Source organism: Caproiciproducens sp. NJN-50 (genome assembly GCF_004103755.1).
GTDB lineage: Bacteria > Bacillota > Clostridia > Oscillospirales > Acutalibacteraceae > Caproicibacter.
This window is the reverse complement of sequence record NZ_CP035283.1, coordinates 3209359-3232269: the sequence shown is the minus strand read 5'-3', so window position 1 is coordinate 3232269 and position 22911 is coordinate 3209359. Positions and strand designations below refer to the sequence as shown.

The 22911-nt window shown below is 58.1% G+C and carries 22 protein-coding genes; 17 read left to right on the top strand and 5 right to left on the bottom strand.

The window, feature by feature from the left end; translation table 11 throughout:
- Positions 1-1033: 1033 nt before the first annotated feature.
- Positions 1034-1825, bottom strand: coding sequence for an HAD hydrolase family protein (locus tag EQM14_RS15770; protein ID WP_128744114.1), 792 nt, complete (start codon positions 1823-1825; stop codon positions 1034-1036).
- Between the two features lie 62 nt (positions 1826-1887).
- Between EQM14_RS15770 and spoVAE the strand changes: the two genes are divergently transcribed.
- A complete protein-coding gene (spoVAE, locus tag EQM14_RS15765; protein WP_128744113.1) occupies positions 1888-2244 on the top strand; it encodes a stage V sporulation protein AE in 357 nt (118 codons plus the stop codon).
- 64 nt (positions 2245-2308) lie between these two features.
- Entirely contained in the window at positions 2309-2440 is a 132-nt protein-coding gene (locus tag EQM14_RS16835) for a hypothetical protein (RefSeq protein ID WP_256372433.1), read from the top strand.
- A 60-nt stretch (positions 2441-2500) separates the two neighbouring features.
- Here EQM14_RS16835 and EQM14_RS16475 read toward each other — a convergent pair whose 3' ends face one another.
- Positions 2501-2653: a hypothetical protein gene (locus EQM14_RS16475; protein ID WP_164918890.1), complete on the bottom strand. Its 153-nt coding sequence runs from the start codon at positions 2651-2653 to the stop codon at positions 2501-2503.
- 155 nt (positions 2654-2808) lie between these two features.
- Positions 2809-3075, bottom strand: a complete 267-nt coding sequence (rpsT, locus tag EQM14_RS15760) for a 30S ribosomal protein S20 (RefSeq protein ID WP_128744381.1) — start codon at positions 3073-3075, stop codon at positions 2809-2811.
- Between the two features lie 93 nt (positions 3076-3168).
- Here rpsT and gpr point away from each other — a divergent pair, with 93 nt between their 5' ends.
- From gpr to EQM14_RS15740, 4 genes are all read left to right on the top strand, one after another.
- Entirely contained in the window at positions 3169-3981 is an 813-nt protein-coding gene (gene gpr, locus EQM14_RS15755) for a GPR endopeptidase (protein ID WP_128744112.1), read from the top strand.
- A 316-nt stretch (positions 3982-4297) separates the two neighbouring features.
- Positions 4298-5353: a stage II sporulation protein P gene (gene spoIIP, locus EQM14_RS15750; RefSeq protein WP_128744111.1), complete on the top strand. Its 1056-nt coding sequence runs from the start codon at positions 4298-4300 to the stop codon at positions 5351-5353.
- A gap of 97 nt (positions 5354-5450) precedes the next feature.
- The gene (locus EQM14_RS15745; protein WP_128744110.1) at positions 5451-5678 is read left to right on the top strand and encodes a hypothetical protein; all 228 of its coding nucleotides are present in this window, start codon (positions 5451-5453) and stop codon (positions 5676-5678) included.
- 19 nt (positions 5679-5697) lie between these two features.
- On the top strand, positions 5698-6306 hold the full coding sequence (locus EQM14_RS15740; protein ID WP_128744109.1) for a hypothetical protein: 609 nt from the start codon (positions 5698-5700) through the stop codon (positions 6304-6306).
- A 1712-nt stretch (positions 6307-8018) separates the two neighbouring features.
- Here the strand turns inward: EQM14_RS15740 and EQM14_RS15735 are convergent.
- The gene (locus EQM14_RS15735; RefSeq protein WP_128744108.1) at positions 8019-9236 is read right to left on the bottom strand and encodes an MFS transporter; all 1218 of its coding nucleotides are present in this window, start codon (positions 9234-9236) and stop codon (positions 8019-8021) included.
- 59 nt (positions 9237-9295) lie between these two features.
- Positions 9296-9739, bottom strand: a complete 444-nt coding sequence (locus tag EQM14_RS15730; RefSeq protein ID WP_128744107.1) for a MarR family winged helix-turn-helix transcriptional regulator — start codon at positions 9737-9739, stop codon at positions 9296-9298.
- 171 nt (positions 9740-9910) lie between these two features.
- Between EQM14_RS15730 and lepA the strand changes: the two genes are divergently transcribed.
- The 11 genes from lepA to EQM14_RS15675 all read left to right on the top strand — a co-directional run bounded on the left by lepA (position 9911) and on the right by EQM14_RS15675 (position 22791).
- Entirely contained in the window at positions 9911-11719 is a 1809-nt protein-coding gene (gene lepA / locus EQM14_RS15725) for a translation elongation factor 4 (RefSeq protein WP_128744106.1), read from the top strand.
- Positions 11712-12845: a radical SAM family heme chaperone HemW gene (gene hemW / locus EQM14_RS15720; protein ID WP_128744105.1), complete on the top strand. Its 1134-nt coding sequence runs from the start codon at positions 11712-11714 to the stop codon at positions 12843-12845. Before lepA ends, hemW begins: the two co-directional genes overlap by 8 nt.
- 729 nt (positions 12846-13574) lie before the next feature.
- Positions 13575-14606 (top strand): heat-inducible transcriptional repressor HrcA, encoded by a 1032-nt coding sequence (gene hrcA, locus EQM14_RS15715; protein ID WP_128744104.1) that lies wholly within the window; start codon positions 13575-13577, stop codon positions 14604-14606.
- A gap of 17 nt (positions 14607-14623) precedes the next feature.
- Positions 14624-15229, top strand: a complete 606-nt coding sequence (locus tag EQM14_RS15710; RefSeq protein WP_164919116.1) for a nucleotide exchange factor GrpE — start codon at positions 14624-14626, stop codon at positions 15227-15229.
- Between the two features lie 55 nt (positions 15230-15284).
- Positions 15285-17141: a molecular chaperone DnaK gene (dnaK, locus tag EQM14_RS15705; protein WP_128744102.1), complete on the top strand. Its 1857-nt coding sequence runs from the start codon at positions 15285-15287 to the stop codon at positions 17139-17141.
- Positions 17142-17274: 133 nt separating this feature from the next.
- Positions 17275-18435: a molecular chaperone DnaJ gene (dnaJ, locus tag EQM14_RS15700; protein ID WP_128744101.1), complete on the top strand. Its 1161-nt coding sequence runs from the start codon at positions 17275-17277 to the stop codon at positions 18433-18435.
- Between the two features lie 264 nt (positions 18436-18699).
- Positions 18700-19233: a hypothetical protein gene (locus tag EQM14_RS15695; RefSeq protein WP_128744100.1), complete on the top strand. Its 534-nt coding sequence runs from the start codon at positions 18700-18702 to the stop codon at positions 19231-19233.
- A 234-nt stretch (positions 19234-19467) separates the two neighbouring features.
- Positions 19468-20394, top strand: a complete 927-nt coding sequence (locus EQM14_RS15690; RefSeq protein WP_243112560.1) for a C39 family peptidase — start codon at positions 19468-19470, stop codon at positions 20392-20394.
- Positions 20395-20486: 92 nt separating this feature from the next.
- Entirely contained in the window at positions 20487-21281 is a 795-nt protein-coding gene (locus EQM14_RS15685) for a phosphopantothenoylcysteine decarboxylase domain-containing protein (RefSeq protein WP_128744099.1), read from the top strand.
- The gene (locus tag EQM14_RS15680; protein ID WP_128744098.1) at positions 21278-21832 is read left to right on the top strand and encodes a flavoprotein; all 555 of its coding nucleotides are present in this window, start codon (positions 21278-21280) and stop codon (positions 21830-21832) included. The genes EQM14_RS15685 and EQM14_RS15680 overlap by 4 nt, the downstream gene beginning before the upstream one ends.
- Positions 21829-22791 (top strand): P1 family peptidase, encoded by a 963-nt coding sequence (locus tag EQM14_RS15675; protein ID WP_128744097.1) that lies wholly within the window; start codon positions 21829-21831, stop codon positions 22789-22791. The genes EQM14_RS15680 and EQM14_RS15675 overlap by 4 nt, the downstream gene beginning before the upstream one ends.
- The last annotated feature ends 120 nt before the right edge of the window (positions 22792-22911 follow it).

Genomic DNA, 22911 nt, shown 5'->3' with positions numbered 1-22911 from the left:
CTTGTTTTTTCCACAGTTTCTCTTCACAACATTCATTTCGCCGGCGGGAAGCATGCGCCGCGCGACCGCCGAGGGGTTCAGCCTCGGCCGGACGCGGCAACCGCCACCCGCAAGGCAACAAAAAGCGCCGGTACGGAAGTTGTCATTCCATACACCGGCGCGCGCGCAATCAGGTCAGGGAACCATCCTTCCCCCCTCTGTACAAAAACAGAAAAAGGAAGTATAATAGGTCCTGCAATGCGCGGTGAATTCCGTGGTATATGGAGTCGTGGCTCCGTATGCAGGGGGTGGGGTGGTCGCACACCTCATCCCTGCATTGCGTTTTTTATTTGCCTTGCGACTTTATTATAATCCTTAATTTACCAAAATTCAACTATATTTTGCGGGTCGGTGGCTGGCGATCCTTAACCTATTATTTCTTCTTATTTCTACTTCGTCCTCAGGCCGGACGGGCCGGATTTCTGCGGGCCTGAGGCCCGGTAGATCTTAACCCAAAATTCTTCTTGATTTATCTTTTTGTCCTCAGGCCGGACAGGCCCCTCCTTTCTGATATAGCAGAAAGGAGGCAAAGACTATGCAGGGGGACTTCAACTTCCCATCGGGAGGGGCACCGAAACGTCCCCCTGCACCCCGGCACCTGTCATACAGCATGGTTCTATTATCAAGCGAGTTCTTCTCATTGAACGTTCCCGGTTTTTCACGGGAAGCTAAAAGGTGATTTTCTGAAAATTTTCAGCTTTTAGGTAAATACCCTATGGCTTTAGCTTTTCGGCCCCCGTCGTCAATGAAAAGCAGTTGTTGGAAGAACATAAGAAATCTTCTTGACGGCTCCCGGGGGGTTCAGGGGGGATTTTCTCCGGAACTCTCCCTACGGGAGTTGAAAATCCCCCCGTGCGAACTTTGCCTCCTTTCGTTCAAGACCGAAAGGAGGGGCCTGCGCGGCCTGAGCGCAGAAAAGAAAATCAGAAGAAATAAAAGGTTAAGGGGCACCGGGCCTCAGGCCCGCAAAAGCTCAGCCCGCGGCGCTCCTCTTCTAAATTAATCCCAGATGTTTAAGTCCGAGTTCGATTCCGTCCTCGAACATCGGGGCGGTGACGTAGTCCGCTTTGTCCTTGACCTCGTCCACGGCGTTGCCCATCGCGACGGCGCAGCCGACCGCGCCCATCATCGCAATGTCGTTGTAGCCGTCCCCAAACGCGACCGTGTCCTCCTTCGGGATGCCGGATTCCGAAAGAAACGTCCTGATCCCGTCCGCCTTGTTCCAGTCCGAGAAGCTCAGGTCGTTGGTCAGCATGCCGGGGTGCCGGTTCAGGATCATGCCGCCGGTAAACGCGCCGGCGCATTTTTTGTATTCCGCGTCCGTTTCAAAGACAAAATCCATCATGCCCGCCTCCACCTGCTCCGGTTCCCAGTCCGAAACGAGGAAATCCGGCAGGCCGTAAATTTCCTCCATGCGGCCGAAAAATTTTTGGGGCACGTTCCGCGCCCAGCCGTGGTGCTTGCCGATGAAGACGAAGCTGCATCCGTAGGAATCAAAATGCGCCGCGAGGCGGCGGATTCGCTCCTCCGGCAGAAGGCGGTCCAGAACCGTTTTGCCCTCGAAAACGACGTGCGCGCCGTTCAGCGCGACGTAGCTTTGAAACAGTCCGGGGAAAAATTTATGGATGAACGCTTCCTGCCGTCCCGAACAGACCGCGAGCCGGTGCCCGTTTTCGCGCAGTTTGATAAGGGCGCGGAGCGCGCTTTCCGGAATCTGAAACCGGCGGCCGTTCCGGGTGCCGAGAAGGGTCCCGTCAAGATCGAAAAACACGGTTTTCTGGTTCATTTTTTCCTCCTGATATGCATACAATCGGCCCCGCGGGCGAAACTACATCTGAGGTGTTTTGCATGGATTTTGTTTGGGCATTTCTCATCGGCGGCGCCATCTGCGTTGTCGGGCAGATCCTGATCGATTTTACCAAGATGACGCCGGCGAGGATCCTTGTGACCTTTGTGACCCTGGGCGTGGTGCTCGGCGCGCTGGGCGTGTACCAGCCGCTGGTCGATTTCGCCGGATGCGGGGCGACCGTCCCGCTGACGGGGTTTGGGTATTCGATGGCGAAAGGCACGCTGGAAGCCGTCAGGGAACACGGCCTGCTGGGCGTGTTCTCCGGCGGAGTGACGGCGGGGGCTGCCGGTATCGCGGCGGCGGTGTTCTTCGGCTACCTGGCCGCTTTGTTTTCAAAATCGGGGGATAAGAGTTAACCCGGCCTTTCAGTACGCGAAAGCGGGGTACCGCTATGCCAGCCTTGCCTGGCGGATTTTCCGGGTGGTCAGCGGCAGCTTCCTGTTCACCGTTCTGTGGCAGGTGGCGAAATACGTTTACCGGCTGGTCAAAAGGGAGCTGGAGCGGAAGAGGAGAAGGCGGGCGGGGCTGCAAAGGGCCGGCCGGCGGCCGTAAAAGAAAAACGGACAGGCGTGTGAAGCCCTGTCCGCAGAAACGCAGCGCCGCGTCGGATTTTTACTGGATGGAACAGTCGAGGTAATGCTCAAGCTCTTCCTCGTCCTTTTTCTTTTTTTCAAAAAACAGAACGACGGCAACCGCCACGGCGACCATTGCGGCGACCGAGGACAAAATCGTAAGCAGCAGATTCAGCTTTCCGGTATTTTTCAAAACGAGCACCTCCGTATGCACAATGGGTTCAAAATCCGTCTGTATCCATGATAATCAAAAAGCGGCGAAATGTCAATTGTCCGTCGGGGGGAAAACGGGCGGATAATAAAAAAGCAGGGCGTGCCGCTCTGCTTTTGCTTTAAGCGAAGAATGGGTCACGCTTTCGCCGCCGCGTTCAGTTTGCGGGCAAGCGCCGATTTCTTCCTTGCCGCGTTGTTTTTGTGCAGGATTCCCTTGGCGACGGCCTGATCGATCTTCTTCACAGCGGCTTTCACTGTTTGCGCGCTGTTTTCATCGCCGCTTCCCGCAGCGAGAACGGCCTTCTTTATATCCGTTTTCAGTTCCGCGGTCGCGGACTTGTTAATCAGAGTTTTGGTGGCGATGACTCTCACGCGTTTCTTGGCCGATTTGATATTTGGCATCATACTACCTCCTTTGTGCATAGTTTTACAATTAATCATATCATTGATGCAAAGAAAATGCAAGATATTTTTAAAAAGAAGGGAAGACGGAAAATGAACTTCCGAACAGACCTGGCGCTGGAATCCACGGAGCCCGCGAAGCAGGTAAAGACGGAGCAGGACGGCTGCGTCCTGACCAGGATCGACGACAGCGGCAGGACCTATGTGACGATGGAGGTCCAGGCGATTTCGGACCACATCGACTCCGACGATTCGCTTTTAAAGCTGGTCGCCTCCGAGCTGGAGGCCCTTTTGCCGCAGGAGGGGATGATCCTCGCGGCGGGGCTGGGCAACCGGAGCGTGACCCCGGACGCGCTCGGCCCGCTGGCGGCGGAAGAGGTGCTTGCCACGCGCTATATCAAGGGGGAGCTCGCCCGAGTCACCGGGCTGGACGGGCTGCGCCCGGTCGCGGTCATCAGCCCGGGAGTGCTCGGCACGACCGGCATGGAGGCGTTCGAGGTGCTGCGGGCCGTCGTCGGGGAGATCAAGCCGGCGGCGGTCATCACGGTGGACGCGCTGGCCGCGCGGAGCCCGTCCCGTCTGGGCTGCACCGTCCAGCTCAGCTCCGCCGGGGTTTCCCCCGGCTCCGGCGTCGGCAATTCGCGCCCGCGCATCGACCGGGAAACGCTGGGCGTGCCGGTGGTGAGCATGGGCATCCCGACCGTGGTGGACGCCGCGACCCTTGCGTCGGACCTGCTCGGGCGCGACGGGCCTCAGGACAAGATCGCGCCGCGCGGCGCGTCCATGATGGTGACCCCGCGCGAGGTGGACCTGATCATCAAACGCGGCGCGCGGCTTCTCGCCATGGGGATCAACCGCGCCGTGAACCCGTCGCTCAGCGTGGAGGAATTCGAGGAGCTGACTTAGGCAGGCTGAGCCTGCACGCACGCCCCGCCGTTTGGAACGGAGCGAACCGAGGGCCGGGTTTGGCGGGAGTGAGTGGGAGAGGCTCCCGGCAAATTCGGAAGCACCCAAAAGAGAGAACTTTGTAATCTTTCGCGCCCACAGTGAAAATAGCACTTTTTCGGCAAGCCATGACAGTACGTACTGAATTCCAGATGCGTTCTGAGTCGTGGCCGCCGTAGGCGCGAAAGGCGCCGTGCGCCCGGCGGTGCGCTGCCGGAGGTCTGAATCCGTCCATTTCCGCATAAAAATAGAGGAAAGAACGTGGCGGAGGAAGGATATGAAAAAGGGTACGGAACGATTGATGGGGATGGTGTCGGCGCTGCTCGCCGTTCTGGCGGTCGCGTGCGTGGCGGTGCGCCTTCCGGAGGGAATCAGCCGGAATACGGCGGTCGCGGCGGCGGGATTCATCCTTCCCTACGGCGCGGCGGAAGAATACAAGAGCGCGGACGAAACGGACGACACCACCGGGTCCTCCGCCGCGCCTTCCTCGGAAGAATCGGCGTCCCCTTCGTCTTCCCAAAAGGCTTCCTCTTCCAAAGCGCCCTCTTCGGCCGCATCCACCGGCACGGGTTCGGTTGCAAGCGGTGTGGAGGAAATGTGCATCAACACGGGCGGAAGCAAATATGAGAACTTCTATGTCAAAAATTCCAATCAACACCATACCATCGACATCGGGGCGGAGCTGAAAAAACAGCCGGATGTGAAGATCCAGAAAAACGCCTCGCCGCAGGTCCTGATCTATCACACGCATACAACGGAGGCCTTCGACGGGGTTACGCGCACGACGGATAAGACGAAAAGCGTCTGCGCCGTCGGCGACGAGATCACGAAACAGCTGCAGGCGGCGGGGATCGGCGTGATCCACGACACGACCTATCACGATTATCCTGCCTACAACGGCTCTTACAACCGGTCGATCGTCACGATGCAGAAGGACCTGAAGCAGTATCCGTCCATCCAGGTGACCATCGACCTTCACCGCGACGCGATGACCCGCTCCGACGGAACGCGCCTGAAGCCGACGGCGGTCGTGAACGGCAAAAAGGCCGCGCAGGTGATGATCATTTCCGGCTGCGACGACACCGGCGACCTGGGCTTCCCCGACTGGGAGTACAATCTGAGGCTGGCCCTGCGCCTTCAGAAATCCATGGCGGACCTTTACCCGGACCTTGGGCGCCCGCTGAATTTCTGCGCGCGCCGGTACAATGAGAACGTGACCCACGGCTCGCTGCTGGTGGAGATCGGCACGGACGCCAATACGCTGGAAGAAGCCGTCTACGGCGGGGAGCTTTTCGGCAAGGCGCTTGCGGCGGCGCTGTCGCAGCTGACGTGAGCAGCGGATTGATCCTGCTCATGCGCGCGGGGATCGTCTTGGGGGAGAGCTTCGCGCTGCAAGCGGACAGGGCCTAAAAAACAAAAGGAAAAATGAAATGAAAAAACAGCATGACCTGAGAATTTTTCTTGCTTCCATGTTCGGCACGCTCTGCCTGATCGGGTTTCTGATCGGGTTCCTGGAAGTGGACACGCAGTGCCGAAGAATCGGGTTTGGCGACAATAAAACGCTGATTTATCAAATTACAGGCAAAAATCTTTCCCTTACTTGCAATACCTCGGAGATATGCTATAATAACTTCTGTATAGAACTGTTAAAAGTGTAGTTTCAGTGGAGGACTTTTGATGAACCGACTTGAGAAAGTGCTGTCCATTTTAACCATATTGACCCTTTTGGCTCTTTGGAGTTCGCTGAGTGTTTTCGCAGAGACGGGCAGTCAAAACGAACCGTATTTTCCGGACCTTACCTCCAGCTCGCAGCCTCCGGCCTCGTCCAAAGCGGTTCCGTCTTCCAAGCCTCCCGCCAGCTCGCCGCCGAGCTCCTCCAAGCCTTCCTCGTCTTCCAAGGCGGTGAAACATACCGGAAAGGGGACGGCGTCCTCCTGGGCGCCGTCGTCCGGCGTTTCCTCCGGGCTGGATTCCGGAGTTTCCGGAGAAATCACGTCCAGTGAACCGGTTTCGAGCGGGATCTCGCTGCCCAGCGTGGCCAGCGTGTCCGAAAACGACCCGCTGGATTCGGTTGTGACGCACACGGAGTCATCCCACAGACTGAACTGGATCGGTCTGCTTGCCTGGGCATGCATCGCGCTCGGGGTGGTCGTCGTTCTGATCGTCGTGCTCAGCAACCGCCGCCCGCCGCGCGGCATGGGGCGGAAGCGTTACCGCAGGCCGAAGCGCTCGCGCAAAAAGAAGCTCCTGAACGACAAGTATTACAGGAATATCAACCGGTACTGACTTGCGGCTCTATTCTTTCCGGGCCTTAGGCACGGAGGAACGGGCCTGTCCGGACTGAGGAAAAAGCAGTTGCATACGGTTGATAAAAAATCGGGAGCGAAGCGCCGTTCAGGCGCTCCGCCCCCTTTTTGCCGGCGGAATCTCTCTCACTGCGCCGGGTATGGGCTGGACTTTCCGCGTTCATACTTCTTTCACATACATTCGGAATTCCGCCGGCGGGCAACGATGACGTTGCATCCAACGGCCCACCGGTCAGCAGACAGCGAGATGATTAGCTGAGATGGGTGGGACAGAGGGAAGAAACTCCCGGCAAGCGGAAATCGCGTCCGCCGTTGGCACGTTCGTCCAATGGACCGGCGGGTCCGCGCAAGGGCTTTGCCTTTGGGAGATTCCCCAGACCGTCCTGCCAAACTGAGTCGCGAATTTTCGCCGTTCTGTCCGGCAGGCCGAAGGAAGCGGCATCACGTCGCCCGCAAGGCAACAAAAAGCGCCGGTACGGAATTTGTCATTCCATACACCGGCGCGCGCGCAATCAGGTCAGGGGATCATCCTTCCCCCTCTGTACAAAAACAGAAAAAGGAAGTATAATAGGTCCTGCAATGCGCGGTGAATTCCGTGGTATATGGAGGTCTAGGCTCCGTATGCAGGGGGTGGAGTGGGCTAACACTTCATCCCTGCATTGCGTTTTTTATTTACCTTGCGATTCTATTATAATCCTTAATTTACCAAAATTCAACAGGTAATATTCGATTTGATATTTTATCGGTTTTAAGTTCTTTCGCCCGGTGACTCTTAACCTGTTGTTTTTTCTATTTTTTATGATTGCGCTCAGGCCGCGCGGGCCCATACTTTTGCGAGCCTAATGCCCGATGACTCTTAATCAATACTTCTTCTATTTTCTTTTTTGTCCTTGGGCCGGACAGGCCCGATCTTTTTGCGGGCCTAGGGCCCGGTGGCTCTTAACCGATCATTTCTTCTTGCTTTTTCATTTGCGCTCAGGCCGCGCAGGCCCTTCCTTTCGGCTCCGTCCGAAAGGAAGCAAAGTACGGGTGGGGGGCAGCGTACCGCTGCATCTACGCTTTCCTTTCCCGGAGCGGCGAAAAAACAGGGAAGCAACGATGTTTTCTCAGCCGGGTATGCCGTAGGCACGTCCGGACCGGATGGTCCCCCTAACACCCCTCGGGAGCCGTCAAGAAGATTTCTTATGTTCTTCTAACAACTGCTTTTCATTGACTACGGGGGCTGAAAAACTAAAGCCACAGAGTATTTACCTAAAAGCTGAAAATTTTCAGAAAGTTATCTTTTTACATACGGCGTAAGATTGGGAATCGTCCAATGGGAAGCATTAGCTTGATAACATAAATGTGCTACATGACAGGTGCCGGGGGGCGTCGGGGGGAACGTTTAGGTGCCCCTCCCGTTGGGAAGTTGAAGTTCCCCCCGACTCAGGCTTTGCGTACTTTCGTCTGATTACGAAAGTACGGGCCAGTCCGGCCTGAGGACAAAAAGATAGAATAGAAGAAATTTTGGGTTAAGAGCCACCGTGCCACAAGCCGGAAAAAACAGACCCGCGCGGCCTGAGCGCAAAGAAAAAGGAATAAGAGAAATTTAGTATTAAGAGCCACCGGGCCTCAGGCCTGCAAAAAAGGCTGAAGTCGTGAACGCCGTAGGCGAATAAGACGCTGTGCGTCCGCCGCAGGCGCGAAAAGACACTATGTGTCCGCCGTGGGCGAAAGACACTTGTGTCTCCGGTAAAAAACAAAATGGAAAAAAAGAGCGATTGCCAGCATCCCTCCGCCCGCGAGGCAGACGCCGTTCCAGCCCATCAGGCCCCAGAGCAAAGAGGAGAGGGAAGAACCGGCCGCGCCGCCGATAAAATAGGAAACCATGAAGACCGTGTTGATCCTGCTTCTCATTTCATCGGAAAGCGCCTGAATCCGCGCCTGATTGGAGACCTGCCCCGACTGATTTCCCAGATCCAGCAGGATGACGCCCGCGATCAGCCCGGCCAGAGTGTTTCCCGCAAACAGAAAAATCAGGTAAGAACAGGAGGAGAGAAGAACGCCGATCCCGACGGTGAACCGGGCGCTCCTGCGGTCCGCGATCCGGCCGACGAGGGGGGCGATCAGCGCGCCGCCGACCCCCGCCAGGCCGAACAGTCCGGCCTCCCTGCTGCCCATCCCGAAGGCCGGCGTGCGGAGCAGGAAGATCAGGCTGGTCCAGAACGCGCTGAACGCCCCGAACATCATCGCGCCGTTAATGGAGGCTTGCCGCAGGACGGGCAGCGTTTTGACCAGCGTGGGAAGGGAAGCAAGAAGCCTTCCGTAGGGCTCGTGCGTCCGGGCGGGGCAGGGCGGCAGCAGAAAGCGCAGCAGCAGAGCGAACGCCAGCATCACCGCCGCCATCAGATAAAAGACGGTCCTCCAGCCGAATGCCGCCCCGAGGAACCCGCTGAACGTGCGCGAGAGCAGAATGCCGATGAGCAGGCCGCTCATCACGGTGCCGATGTTTCCGCCCCGGTCCTCGGGCGCGGAAATATGGGCGGTCATGGGAACGATCAGCTGCGGGACAATGGTCGCCGCGCCGAGAGCGCAGCTGCAAACCAGCAGAAACGGCAGGCTGGGAGAAAATCCGACGGCCAGAAGGAACAGGCCGGAGATCAGAGTCATTTTAACCAGAAGCCCGCGTTCCTCGATTCGGTCGCCGAGCGGAACAAAGAGAAACAGCCCCAGCGCGTAGCCGGTTTGAGTGGCGGTCACAGCCATTCCCGCCTTTGCGTCCGGGATGCCGAAGGATTCCGCTACCTGCGACAGAAGCGGCTGGATGTAATACAGATTGGCAACGGTCGCGGCACAGGCCGCGGCCAGTAGGAACAAAAGTGGCTTTGTGGCCCGGATCTCCCGCTCTTCACACAATGCCTGACGATCCATAGAGACACTCCCTTTTTCTAAAAATGGGCGGCGGTTCCCTTTCCCGCCCGGACGGGAACTCAGAGCAGGGCTTTCTCGAGCTGTTCCAGAAAGTTCCGCAGAAACGCCAGCCGGGACTCGTCCGCGTCCTTCAGGATTTCGGAGATCCGCTGCTCGTTGCGCCGGTGCAAAGCCTCGTGGTTTTTACAGGCGGTCCGGCCTTTTTCAGTCAGCGTGATCCGGATGCGGCGGCAGTTTTCCGGGTCCCGCTGCTTGACGATGAAGCCTTTCGCGGTAAGGCGGGCCAGAGTCTGGGAAACCGCACCGCGCGTCAGACCGAGCAGCCGCGCGATCTGGGCCGCATGAATGCCGGGATGTTCCTTCAAAAATGCAAGCAAATGGATCTCCGAATGGTACAGGAGGGTGTCCGTTCCGAACCGGCGCGACTGCGCGTCCCGCTCCATCCATTCCGACATTACATTTAATAATTGTTCTCCAATGAATTCCCGTTCCGTTTTTTTCATATCCTTATTGTATAGTATCTATACGATCTTGTCAACGAAGAATGTTTTGGCCGCCGCGCCGTTTTCTTTTCCTGATTCTTATGGTATAATACAGATAATTTTTTGAAATGCCGGTTCTGTTCCCGGAAAATCGGGATGGAACTGATTTTTTAGTCAGGAACGGTGATTGGATTGGCAATACCACGCGACAGAATCCGCAATTTCTGCATTATCGCACATATCGATCACGGAAAAAGCACGCTGGCGGACCGCATTCTGGAACAGACGAAGTCCGTCGCGCTGCGCGACATGGAGGACCAGATTCTGGACGATATGGACCTGGAGCGTGAGCGGGGCATCACGATCAAGGCGCACGCCGTCACGCTGGTTTATAACGCGCAGGACGGGCAGGACTATGTTTTCAATCTGATCGACACGCCCGGCCACGTCGATTTCAATTACGAGGTCTCGCGCTCGCTCGCCGCGTGCGAGGGCGCCGTGCTTGTCGTGGACGCCTCCCAGGGTATCGAGGCCCAGACGCTGGCGAACACCTACCTCGCGGTGGACGCGGGTCTGGAAATTGTCCCCGTCATCAACAAGATCGACCTTCCCTCCGCGCGCCCGGAGGAGGTCCGGAAGGAGATCGAGGACGTGATCGGCATCCCCGCCGACGAGGCGCCCTGCGTCTCCGCGAAAATGGGGACGAACATTCAGGCGGTCATGGAGCAGATCGTCAAAAACGTGCCGCCGCCGCTGGGGGACGAGGACGCTCCGTTAAGGGCGCTGATCTTCGACTCTTACTACGACCCGTATAAAGGCGTGGTCGTGCATGTGCGCGTCAAGGACGGCCAGGTCCGGCCCGGCGACGTCATCCGCATGATGTCCGTCGGCAGCGAGTTCACCGTGGTGGAGTGCGGGTATATGCGCGCGACCCGCTTTGAACCCAGCGAATGCCTGAAGGCCGGGGAGGTCGGGGTGATTTCCGCTTCGATCAAGGCGGTGCGGGAGGCGCGCGTCGGGGACACCGTCACGCTGGCGGACCGCCCCGCAAAGGAGCCGCTGCCCGGGTATCACCCGGTGCAGCCGATGGTGTTCTGCGGCATCTACCCTGCGGACGGCGCCAAGTACCCGGACCTGCGCGACGCGCTCGAAAAGCTCCAGCTCAACGACGCGGCGCTCTCCTTTGAGCCGGAAACCTCCGCCGCGCTGGGATTCGGCTTCCGCTGCGGCTTTCTTGGCCTGCTGCACATGGAGATCATCCAGGAACGGCTGGAGCGCGAATACGATCTCGATCTGATCACAACCGCGCCGAGCGTGGTCTATCATATCCTCAAAACGGACGGCGAGATGATCTCCATTGACAACCCGACCAATTACCCGGACCCCGCGCTGATCGCGGAGGCGCAGGAGCCGATCACCGACTCGCATATCTACACGCCGAAGGAGTATGTCGGCAATATCATGGACCTGTGCCAGGAGCGCAGGGGGACTTTCATCGACATGAAATATGTGGACGCCGACCGCGTCGATATCCACTACGAGCTGCCGCTCAACGAGATCATCTACGATTTCTTCGACGCGCTGAAAAGCCGCACCCGCGGCTACGCATCGTTCGACTACGAGCTGAAAGGCTACCAGAAGAGCAAGCTGGTCAAGCTGGACATCATGCTCAACGGCGAGACCGTCGACGCGCTTTCCTTTATTATTCATGAGGAAAAGGCATATGCCCGCGCCCGCAAGATGGCCGAAAAACTGAAGGACAAGATTCCGCGCCAGCTTTTTGAAGTGCCGATCCAGGCGTGCATCGGCGGGCGGATCATCGCGCGCGAAACCGTCAAGGCGCTTCGCAAGGACGTTCTGGCCAAGTGCTACGGCGGCGACATTTCGCGCAAAAAGAAGCTGCTTGAAAAGCAGAAGGAAGGTAAGAAGCGCATGCGGCAGCTCGGCACGGTGGAAGTGCCGCAGGAGGCGTTCATGAGCGTGCTGAAATTGGATGAGTGACATCGGATTATATGTTCATGTTCCGTTCTGCGACGGCAAGTGCCCTTACTGCGACTTCTACTCCATCCGGGGCACCGAAGAGTGGATGAATGAATATACTGATCGTATTATACAAGATATAAAATACGAATCGGAACGAACGGGCCGGAAGGCGGACACGCTCTATTTCGGCGGCGGAACGCCAAGCCTGCTCGGCGCGAGGCGGATCATCCGGATTCTGGAGGCCGCGCGGCGGGGGTTCGGGCTGGAACGGGCAGAAATCACCGCGGAGGCAAATCCCGGGGACGATCTGTCCGGTTTTTTCAGGGAGATCCGTGCGGCGGGCGTCAACCGGCTGTCGCTGGGGCTTCAGTCGGCGGACGACGGGGAGCTGCGGCTGCTGGGCCGCCGGCACACGGCGGAACAGGCGGAAAAATGCATTGCGGAGGCGCGGTCCGCGGGCTTTGAGAATCTTTCGCTCGACCTGATGCTGGCGGTACAGGGCCAGACGGAAAAAAGCCTGCGCGCTTCGGCGGAATTCTGCGCGAGGGCGGGCGCGTCCCATGTTTCGGCTTATCTATTGAAAGTGGAGCCGGGCACGGCCTATTTCAAAAACCGGGAAAGCCTGCGCCTGCCGGACGAAGACGGGGCGGCTTCCCTGTATCTTTCCGCCTGCGAAGAGCTGGAGCGGCATGGATTTCGTCAATATGAAATCTCGAATTTCGCGAAAAATGGATTTCAGAGCCGGCACAATCTGAAATACTGGCGTGACGAGGAATATCTGGGCTTCGGCCCAGCGGCGCATTCGTTTCTGGACGGACGCCGCTATTCCAATCGAAGAAGTATCGGCGCGTTCCTGCGCGGCGAGCCGGCTGCTTCCGAGGGGGATGGAGGCGGATTTGAGGAGTTCGCAATGTTGGCGCTGCGCCTGGCCGAAGGCCTGACCGACGCGCGCTGCCTGAAAAGGTTCGGGCACCCGGTTCCTGAGCGGATGAAATCGGCGGCGAAACGCTACGAGGCCGCCGGACTGACCGTCTGCACGGAAGATGGCTTCCGTTTCACTCCGCGCGGATTCCTGGTCTCGAACGCGCTGACGGCGGGAATCCTCTATGCCCCACAGGGAAAAGGAACGGGCCGTCCGGGATGATCCCCGAACGGCCCGTTCCTTTGGCGGCCCTTCTCCATAAATGCCGGGCTGTCGTTCCTAAGTTGAACTGCCGCTTCTTTTCACGCTTTGCACTCAGACCCACCGGAAAAGAGAGAGGGTGCCGCCGGCGATCAGTTTCATCCGCGGCCGCCGAACGCCTCGGATGTCCTTCTGCGCGGGGCACAAAAAAGCGCCGGTCCCGGAATGTTCCATTCCATACACCGGCGCGCGTGAAAAGCAGGAACCTACCCCGTTTTTTCCCCTGTACAAGCAAAGACGGAAGGAGTATAATATTTCCAGCATTGCGCGGTTATTCCGTTGTGTATGGAGAGTGCGCTCCATATGCAGGGGGCGGGGCGTTGGCGCGCCCGGTCCCCGCTTTGCACTTTTTATTGTGCCTTGCTATCAGTATAATCCAGATTTCTTCAAAATTCAACCATTTTTTACAGTCTGAACCTGTTTGCGGCGTGACGCTGCTCCCTTTGGGCCGGCCGGGACGCCTTTTGCGTCCGCAAGGCTCCGGTTTGGCGATAAAAGCTTCCGGGAATGCCGGCACAAAGAGGGTTTCGGCGCTACGGTTCCGGAAATTCCTGAGCCGCGGCGCAGAATTTCATAATTAGTTTACAATTAACATATTGACAATGGGATAAACTAATGGTACTCTATTTACAGAACGTTAGCACTCTAAAGTGAGGAGTGCTAAAAGCGGAGAAACGGGAGGGAAAGGGATTGGAACTGACCCCGAGACAGCAGAAAATACTCGCCGCAGTGATTGATTTGTATATTCTGACCGGAGAGCCCGTGGGTTCCAAGTCCCTGTGCGAGACCCTTGACTTCAACGTCTCTTCCGCGACGGTCCGGAATGAGATGAGCGACCTGAGCGAACTTGGGCTTCTTGAGCAGCCGCACACCTCCGCCGGGCGCGTCCCGACCGAAAAGGGGTACCGGGTCTATATCGACCGGCTGATGAAGCGGCCCGGCATGACGGGCGACGAAAAGCGGTATATCGACAGCCTGATCCTTCCGAGCGCCTATGACCCGGAAAAGCTGCTGGACGGCGTCGCGAAGGTGCTCGCTTCCATGACGAAGTTCGCGGCGGTTTCGACCACGCCGAGCGGCGAATCCGCGGTCATCCGCGCCGTGCAGCTGGTGCAGACCAGCCGGCGCACGGCAATGGTGATCCTGATGACTTCCGCCGGGACGATGAAAAGCCGTGTGTTTCACTGCGATTTTGATATCACGCCGGAAATCCTGCGGGTCTTTTTCCGCATGCTGAACGAAAAGCTGATCGGCATTCCGGTTTCCAGCATCACGCCGGCGTATATCCAGTCTCTGGCGGCCTCGATGGGCGATATGGCGATGATGATCAGTTCCGCCCTGATGGCGGTCGCGGACGCGGCTCAGGAATCCATGCAGTCGGAGATCTGCCTGAACGGCGAAATCAACCTTCTGTTTTATCCGGAGTTCGGGCAGGAGGAGCTGCGCCGCATCATGGACTTCCTCTCCCGGCCCGACGACCTTTGCAGGCTGCTGTCGCAGCCGAAGGACAACGTCCGGGTCATCCTCGGAGAAGAGAGCCGGCGCCCGGAGCTGCGCGATTCCAGTGTCATCGTCTCCCGGTACAGCGTCGGGGGCAGGGACGCGGGGGCCATCGCCATCATCGGGCCGATGAGGATGAATTACGGCAGGATCATGTCCAGCATTGAATATCTCTCCGGTTCGGTCGGCAGAATGCTGACGGAATTGATGGACTTGGAATAAAGAAAGGGGCGCCAGTTTTGGAGGAAAAAGAGAAGAAAGAGAAAACACAGGCCGAAGACCTGGAAAAGGGACCGGAGGCTGCGGAGGAACCGACCCCGGAGAAAGAGAAGTCTTCGGAACAGGCGGCGCCGCGGGAAGAGACGAAGGAAGATGCTGCCGCAAATGCCGAAGCGGAACTGCAGCGCAAGCTGGAGGAAGCGAACCGGCAGGTGGAAAAGCAGAAGGATCTGCTTCTCCGCACGGCCGCGGAGTACGATAACTACCGCAAGCGCACGGCGCGGGAGAAGGCTTCCCTTTATAACGACGCCACCGCGGCCGCCGTGCAGGAGATCCTGACAGTGGCGGACAGCCTGGACCGCGCGCTGGAGCAGAAAGAATGCACCGCGGAGGATATGCGCAGGGGCGTCGAGCTGGTGCAGAAGCAAATGCAGTCGGCCCTTGACAAGCTGGGCGTCAAGGAGATGGGGAAGGAAGGGGAGCCTTTCGACCCGGAGCTGCACAACGCGATTTCCCATGTGGAAGACCCGAAAAGCGGAGAAAATTCGGTGGTCAAGGTGTTTCAAAAAGGGTATCAGATTGGCGGCCGGGTGATCCGGCATGCGATGGTGCAGGTGGCCAACTAACCTTTTTCATATATTATAATTTTTATTGAATGATACGTATTGGAGGTTAATCAATATGTCAAAAACAATAGGCATCGATCTGGGCACCACCAATTCCTGCGTTGCGGTGATTGAGGGCGGCAAGCCGGTCGTCATCCCGAACGCGGAAGGGGAAAGGACCACCCCGTCCGTCGTGGCGTTTAAAAAGACGGGCGAGCGCATCGTTGGCCAGCTGGCGAAGCGCCAGGCAATCACGAATCCGGACCGCACCATCAGTTCCATAAAAAGAGAAATGGGCAGCGACTACAAGGTCAATATAGACGGCAAGAATTACACCCCGCAGGAAATTTCCGCCATGATCCTCCAGAAGCTGAAGGCGGACGCGGAAGGATACCTCGGCGAGCCGGTGCATTCGGCGGTCATCACGGTTCCGGCCTACTTTACCGACGCGCAGCGCCAGGCGACCAAGGACGCCGGCAAGATCGCCGGGCTGGACGTCAAGCGCATCATCAACGAGCCGACGGCGGCCGCGCTTTCCTACGGCATCGACAAGGATAAGGAACAGAAGATCATGGTCTACGACCTCGGCGGCGGCACATTCGACGTTTCGATCATCGAAATGGGCGACGGGGTCCAGGAAGTCCTCGCCACGGCGGGCAACAACCGCCTGGGCGGCGACGATTTCGACAAGCGGGTCATGGACTGGATGGTTTCCGAGTTCAAAAGGGAGACCGGCATCGATCTTTCGGGCGACAAGGCGACCATGCAGCGCCTGAAGGACGCGGCGGAGAAGGCGAAGATCGAGCTTTCCGGCGTGACCTCGACGAACATCAATCTGCCGTTCATCACGGCGGACGCAAACGGCCCGAAGCATCTGGATATGACCCTGAGCCGCGCGAAATTCGACGAGCTGACCGCCGACCTGGTGGAGAAGACCGTCGGCCCGGTCAAACAGGCTCTGTCGGACGCGGGCCTGTCCTGGAACGACATCGGCAAGGTATTGCTGGTCGGCGGTTCCACCCGCATGCTTTCCGTTCAGGATAAGGTCAAGGAACTCTCCGGTAAAGACCCGTTCAAGGGGATCAACCCGGATGAGTGCGTCGCCATCGGCGCTTCGCTTCAGGCGGGCGTCCTGGGCGGCGAGGTCGAGGGCCTGCTGCTCCTCGACGTCACCCCGCTGTCCCTCGGCGTCGAGACCATGGGCGGTGTGATGACCAAGATCATCGACCGCAACACGACCATTCCGACCAAGAAGAGCCAGATCTTCTCCACAGCGGCGGACGGTCAGACTCAGGTGGAGGTCAACGTCCTGCAGGGCGAGCGCGAGTTTGCCCGCGACAACAAGCAGCTCGGGCTGTTCCGCCTGGACGGCATCGCCCCGGCTCCGCGCGGCATTCCGCAGATCGAGGTCACGTTCGATATCGACGCCAACGGCATCGTGAATGTTTCCGCAAAGGACCTCGGCACCGGCAAGCAGCAGAAGATCACGATCACTTCCAGCTCGAACATGAGCAAGGACGACATCGACAAGGCGGTGAAGGAAGCGGAGAAATTCGAAGCGGAGGACAAGAAGCACCGCGAGGAGATCGATCGGAAGAACGAGGCGGAAAACCTGTGCTATTCCGTGGAAAAGCTGGTCAAGGACAGCGGGGACAAAATTCCCCAGTCCGATAAGGACGACCTGAATGCAAAGGTTGCGGCGCTGCGCAGCGAAATTTCCGCGAACAATGCGGATGAGATCAAGGACAAGAGCGACGAACTGCAGAAGGCCATGTATGCCGCGAGCGAAAAGCTTTACAAAAATGCCGCGCCCCAGCAGCCGGCCGGCGGACCGGTTCCGCCCGCGCAGGACGGCGGCACAGCGCCGCAGGACGGAAACGGAAACGTTTACAACGCGGAATACAGGGATGTCGATGACAAGGATAAGAAATAAATTCAAATCCGTCCGCGGGACCAGACAGGAAGCGGCGGGAGCCGTTTCCGCGGCGATGCGGCGTTGACATAAAACGCGGGTCAGGGCAGCCCTTTCGGCTGCCCTCAACGCGTATTCTCGGGAGTGATTCAGATTGGCTGACAAAAGGGATTATTATGAGGTGATGGGCGTTCCTAAAAACGCCACGGAAGCCGAAATCAAACAGGCGTACCGCAAACTGGCGAAGAAGTACCACCCGGACCTGAACCCCGGGGACAAAGAGGCCGAGGCGAAATTCAAAGAGGTCAACGAGGCCTATGAGGTGTTGTCCGACAAGGATAAACGGGCCCGTTACGACCAGTTCGGCCAGGCGGGCGTGGACCCCAGCTTCGGCGCGGGCGCGGCGGGCGGCAGCCCGTTCACCGGCGGGATCAATATAGATGATATTTTCAACAGCGTATTCGACGGCTTTGATTTCGGCGGTTTCGGCTTTGGCGGCGGGCGCAGGGCCAGCCCGAACACTCCGCGCCGCGGCAGCGACAGCGAGACCACGGTCACGATCAGCTTTGAGGAGGCGGCAAAGGGCTGCAAAAAAACCGTCAGTTATGAAAAGGTCGACTCCTGCCCCGACTGCCACGGCACCGGGGCGAAAAGCGGGACCGAACCGAAAACCTGCCCGCAGTGCGGAGGAAACGGCCAGGTGCGGGTCAGCCAGCGCACGCCGTTCGGGGTGGTGCAGACAGCGCGGACCTGCGACCGCTGCGGCGGAACCGGCAAAGTGATCGAAGAACCGTGCCGCACCTGCGGAGGATCCGGCAGGATCAAGCGCGAAAGGGCGATTGAGATCAGCATTCCCGCGGGGATCGACAACGAGCAGGTCCTCAATGTGAGCGGCCGCGGCAACGCAGGGGTCAACGGAGGGCCGGGCGGCGATCTGCACGTTTACGTCAGCGTCCGGCCCCACCCGATCTTCGAACGCCGCGGCAACGACATCTGGTGCGAAATGCCGATCACCTTCACCCAGGCGGCGCTTGGCGCGGAGGTCGTCGTCCCAACCATCGACGGCAAGGTGGAGTATCAGGTGCATGCCGGCACGCAGCCGGGCGATGTGTTCAAACTGAAGGGCAAGGGAATCCCCAAGCTCAGCGGCCGCGGCCGCGGCGACCAGTATGTGCGCATGACGATCGAAGTCCCGAAGAACCTTTCCCAGAAGCAGAAAGATCTGCTGCAGGAGTTCGATTCCGGCGCGGACGACAAAAATTATCAGAACCGGAAATCGTTTTTCAATAAAATCAAGGATATGTTCGGAGAGTAGCAGGAGTTCTGACAGGTGAATAAAGGAAGAAAAAGGCGCATCCTTTGCAAAAAAGGTGCGTCTTTTTTGTTTGCACGTCAATATTTTCAATAAAAGAATTCATTATATTGACAAATAGGTATTATAAAATTAATATTGAATTGGGAAAGCAATTTTTGGGGACAAAAAGCGAGCGGTTCCCCGCCTTCTTCGCTTATTTTTGATCAAACAGAAACGGATGAAATGGGAAATATCGTGTTTGTGTGATTACAGGGGGATTGTTTTGTGAACATTTTTCATTTTGGAACTACGGAAAAATTCCGGCGGTTTCGGATTTCGGCGATGCTGCCGGCAACCCTGGTCGTGGGAGCGGTTCTCGGAATTTGTTTTGAGAGAAGTGTCGGCATCAGCCTTTCCGACCGGCTGGCGCGCCGCATCGGGACGGCAAACGCGCAGGTCGTGTCGTGCGCGCGGTCGGGGCCGGCGCTGACGGTGACGGTGGACCTCAACAACGCCCCGCAAAGCCCGCAGGAACAGCAAATTGTTTCGGCGGCCTCGCTCCCCACATTCCAGCAGGGCCTGAACCTGGCATATTACGGCGCGATCGTCGGGGCCGTGAACCAAGAGCTCACCTCCAATCCCCTGGACTGCGGCGTTGAAAAGGTGACCGTCGTCTGTCAGTATCAGGGGAAAACGGCGGTGACTTTAACGGGGAATGCCGCGTCGGCGCCGTTTTCGAACTTTGAGGCGCGTTATGCGGACGGCTCGACGGAAAGCATTTTCTCGGCGGAGAGCAATTCCTCCGCGCCCGCGCAATAAGGGCGGATACATAGGCTGACAGGATAAATTTGTGAGAAAGCAGTTGGAAAAGGGCATCTTTTTTCGCAGGGGTGCATCCTTTCTTATGTGCCGATTTTCTTCCGCCGCTGCCTCCGAAGGGGACGTTGACAAAATTGCATTAACTGTACTATAATTTATAATACAGCAAAGTCAGGATAATAACGGTTTGCATCATATAAAGGGACAACCTGTTCTAAGAGGAGCGTTTTCACAGTGAGCCGGAATGAATATGACGACGGATACGACTACGAATATGAACACGGAGAAAAAAGACAGCGGAACAGACGGCGTAAAAGACGCCATCCTTTCTTCCTCCTTTTTCTGATCGCGGTATTTTCAGTGCTGTGCTATCGGGGAATATGGAATTGGGCGGACCCGGCGCCGCCCGCATATGCTGAAACCGAAGACAGCGCCGCGCCCGATGAGGGAACGGGAAACAACGCCCTGCCCGAAAGCACGTCGGAGGCTCTGGAGGCGATGGCGAAAACCGATCCGAGGCTCGAACCGGTCGTGCGGAATCCCGGACGGTATCCGGAACGGCTGCTGGAATCGCTCGGGAAGAATCCTGAGCTGCTTGACTTCACGCTGGACTATCCGGAAAAGAAGGGGACTTTTTCGAAGAAAATCGACCTGTCGGGCAGGTATCAAAAAGATCAGATTCCCCTGCTGATGCAGTGGGACGAGGACTGGGGATACGCGCCTTACGGGAATGGCATCATCGCGCTGGACGGCTGCGGCCCGACCTGCCTTTCCATGGTGACCGTGGGGCTGACGGGGGACATGTCGAAAAATCCAAAGGCGATCGCGGATTTCAGCGAACAGCACGGATATCTGGATGAAAAGAGCAACAGCACGCTCTGGACGCTGATGTCCGAGGGAGCGCGGAAGCTGGGGCTGAATTCCCGGGAAATTCCGCTGAGTAAAGGCCGGATGACGCAGGAATTGTCCGAGGGGAATCCGATCATCTGCTGCATGGGGCCCGGGGATTTCACCACGCAGGGACATTTCCTCGTCATCTGCCAATTTCAGGACGGCGCCTTTGTCGTCCGGGACCCGAACAGCAAAGAGAGAAGCCGGGAAACGTGGAGCTACGACCGGCTGAAGCCGCAGATCCGCGACCTGTGGGCATTTTCGGCGTAAGGGGGCAGCCCCCGTCCCGCTTTTGAGGATTGCAATCTTGTTTCAATGTGATAAAATAAATAAAAAGCAGATGCGGGAAGAGGGGAGAAAGCATGAAGATTCTGATTACCGCCGGCGGAACATCGGAGAAAATCGACCAGGTCCGGAGAATCGCCAACACCGGAACGGGCAGGCTCGGCAGCCTGACGGCCGAAGAATTCGTCAGGCAGGGCGGAACGAAAATCGAAAAAATCTATTATGTATGTGAACCGGGGTCCATTGTCCCGGAGCTGGACTGCGTGGAAGTCATTCCGACGCACGATGTGGACGAAGTGGGGGACGCGCTTGAAAAGCTGCTGACTCAGGAGAAAATAGACGCGGTCATCCACTCTATGGCGGTCAGCGACTACGCGGTGGAAAGCGTGACGACGGCGGAAAATCTGGCGGCGTTTCTTGCGGACAGGCTGTTCCCGTTCGGCCCGGAAAAGTTTGAGTCGAAAGGCTCGCTCGCGGAATTTCTCGCCGCCTGCGTGAGGGAAAATGACCGCGTGCTCGACCGCAGCCGGAAAGTCGGCTCCAACGTCGGAAATCTGATGCTCTGTATGAGGCGGACGCCGAAGCTGATCGGGCTTGTCAAAGCGTTGCAGCCGTCGACCGTCCTGGTCGGCTTCAAGCTGCTTAACGGCGTCGAGAAGCAGGAACTGCTGGACGCCGGGTACGGGGTTCTTGAGAAAAACTCCTGCGACCTGGTGCTGGCCAACGATCTGACCGAGATCAGCCGCGGCAGGCACGCGGGGTATCTCCTGTCCCCCGGCCGGACCTGGGAGCGTTTTGAAAGCAAGGAGGAAATCGCGAAGGGCATCGCCGGAAAAGTGCTGAGTTTGATTGATAGGGAGGGACGACGGTGAAAAATATTCTTTTGGGCGTAACCGGAAGCATCGCCGCGTACAAGGCGGCGGACCTCGCCAGTATCCTCACCGGGGACGGTTATCGTGTCGACGTGATCATGACGAAAGGCGCGGCGAAGTTCATCACGCCGCTGACGCTTCAGACTCTTTCCAAGAACAGGGTCTATACGGACGTGTTTCAGGAGGAGGAGCCGAGCGAGGTGAAGCATATTTCGCTTGCAAGGCAGGCCGACCTGCTGCTGGTGGCCCCGGCCTCCGCGGATGTGATCGGGAAGATGGCGAACGGGCTCGCGGACGACATGCTCACCTCCGCAGCGCTTGCGGTCCGTGACATTCCCCGTTACGTCGCTCCCGCGATGAACACCCGGATGTATGAAAACCCGATCGTGCGGGGAAACCTCGAGAGGCTTCGCGGGTTCGGGTTCGAGATCATCCCGCCCAAAGAGGCAAAGCTGGCCTGCGGGGATGTCGGCAGGGGGGCGCTGGCTGAGGTCGGCACGATTGTGAAAACGGTGGAAGAGCGCCTTCGGCGCGGGGGAGATGCTTCTTGAAACAAGCCAATTTTACCGATATCGGAGGGCTGAAAGTCGGACACGCCCAGAATTTCGACGCGGCGACGGGGTGCACGGTGGTGATCTGCGAAGAGGGCGCCGTCGCGGGCGTCGATGCGCGCGGGGGCTCCCCCGGCACAAGGGAGACGGACGCTCTGGATCCGGTCAACCTGCGAAAGTCGATTCACGCCGTTCTTCTCGCGGGAGGCAGCGCGTTCGGCCTGGATGCGGCCGCCGGCGTGATGCAGTATCTGGAGGAGCGGGGAGTCGGCCGGGACGTGAAGGTAACGAGAGTCCCCATCGTCTGCGGAGCGATCCTGTTCGATCTGAAATGCGGCGATTACAGGATCAGGCCGGACAAGGAAATGGGATATGAGGCCTGCCTCAACGCGGGCAGCGGCGCGTTTCCCGTCGGCAGCGTTGGAGCGGGCACAGGCGCCACGATCGGAAAGATCCGGGGCCTTGACCACGCGATGAAGGGCGGGATCGGCTCGTTCTGCCTGCGGACGGGGGAACTGATGGTCGGCGCCGTCATGGCGGTCAACTGTGTGGGAGACATCTACGACGCGGAGTCAAACAGGCTGATCGCCGGCGTGCTGAACGACGATAAAAAAACAGTCGGCAGCACCGAGGCGGTCATGATCGAAAATTACCGGAACGACGCCGACATCTTCAGCGGAAATACCGTCATCGGCGTGGTCGCAACCAACGCGGTCCTCACGAAAGCGGAAGCGAACAAGCTCGCCTCCGTTTCGCAGAACGGGATCGCCAGAGCGGTCCGGCCCGCCCACACGTCGTTCGACGGGGATACAATCTTCACAATGGCGACCGGAAAAGTAAAAGCGGATCCGGATGTGGTCGGGATTCTGGCGGCGCGTTCGGTGGAAAACGCTATTTTGCAGGCGGTAAAAAGCGCGGAACCGCTTGCGGGTTTCCCCGCTTATAAAAATTTGTTTTAGCTGCTGGAATGAAAAAAGCGGTCCAGGGACATCATGATGTCCCTGGACCGCTTTTTAGACGCCCCCGGATTTCCGGGCCGGCCATCACGTCCGCATATAAAAAACAATGCCGCCGCCGGA

Coding starts and splice junctions, on each gene's coding strand:
- EQM14_RS15770 (WP_128744114.1), bottom strand. CDS start 1,825: ATGAACCAGAAAACCGTGTTTTTCGATCTTGACGGGACCCTTCTCGGC.
- spoVAE (WP_128744113.1), top strand. CDS start 1,888: ATGGATTTTGTTTGGGCATTTCTCATCGGCGGCGCCATCTGCGTTGTC.
- rpsT (WP_128744381.1), bottom strand. CDS start 3,075: ATGCCAAATATCAAATCGGCCAAGAAACGCGTGAGAGTCATCGCCACC.
- gpr (WP_128744112.1), top strand. CDS start 3,169: ATGAACTTCCGAACAGACCTGGCGCTGGAATCCACGGAGCCCGCGAAG.
- spoIIP (WP_128744111.1), top strand. CDS start 4,298: ATGAAAAAGGGTACGGAACGATTGATGGGGATGGTGTCGGCGCTGCTC.
- EQM14_RS15745 (WP_128744110.1), top strand. CDS start 5,451: ATGAAAAAACAGCATGACCTGAGAATTTTTCTTGCTTCCATGTTCGGC.
- EQM14_RS15740 (WP_128744109.1), top strand. CDS start 5,698: ATGAACCGACTTGAGAAAGTGCTGTCCATTTTAACCATATTGACCCTT.
- EQM14_RS15735 (WP_128744108.1), bottom strand. CDS start 9,236: ATGGATCGTCAGGCATTGTGTGAAGAGCGGGAGATCCGGGCCACAAAG.
- EQM14_RS15730 (WP_128744107.1), bottom strand. CDS start 9,739: ATGAAAAAAACGGAACGGGAATTCATTGGAGAACAATTATTAAATGTA.
- hemW (WP_128744105.1), top strand. CDS start 11,712: ATGAGTGACATCGGATTATATGTTCATGTTCCGTTCTGCGACGGCAAG.
- dnaK (WP_128744102.1), top strand. CDS start 15,285: ATGTCAAAAACAATAGGCATCGATCTGGGCACCACCAATTCCTGCGTT.
- EQM14_RS15685 (WP_128744099.1), top strand. CDS start 20,487: ATGAAGATTCTGATTACCGCCGGCGGAACATCGGAGAAAATCGACCAG.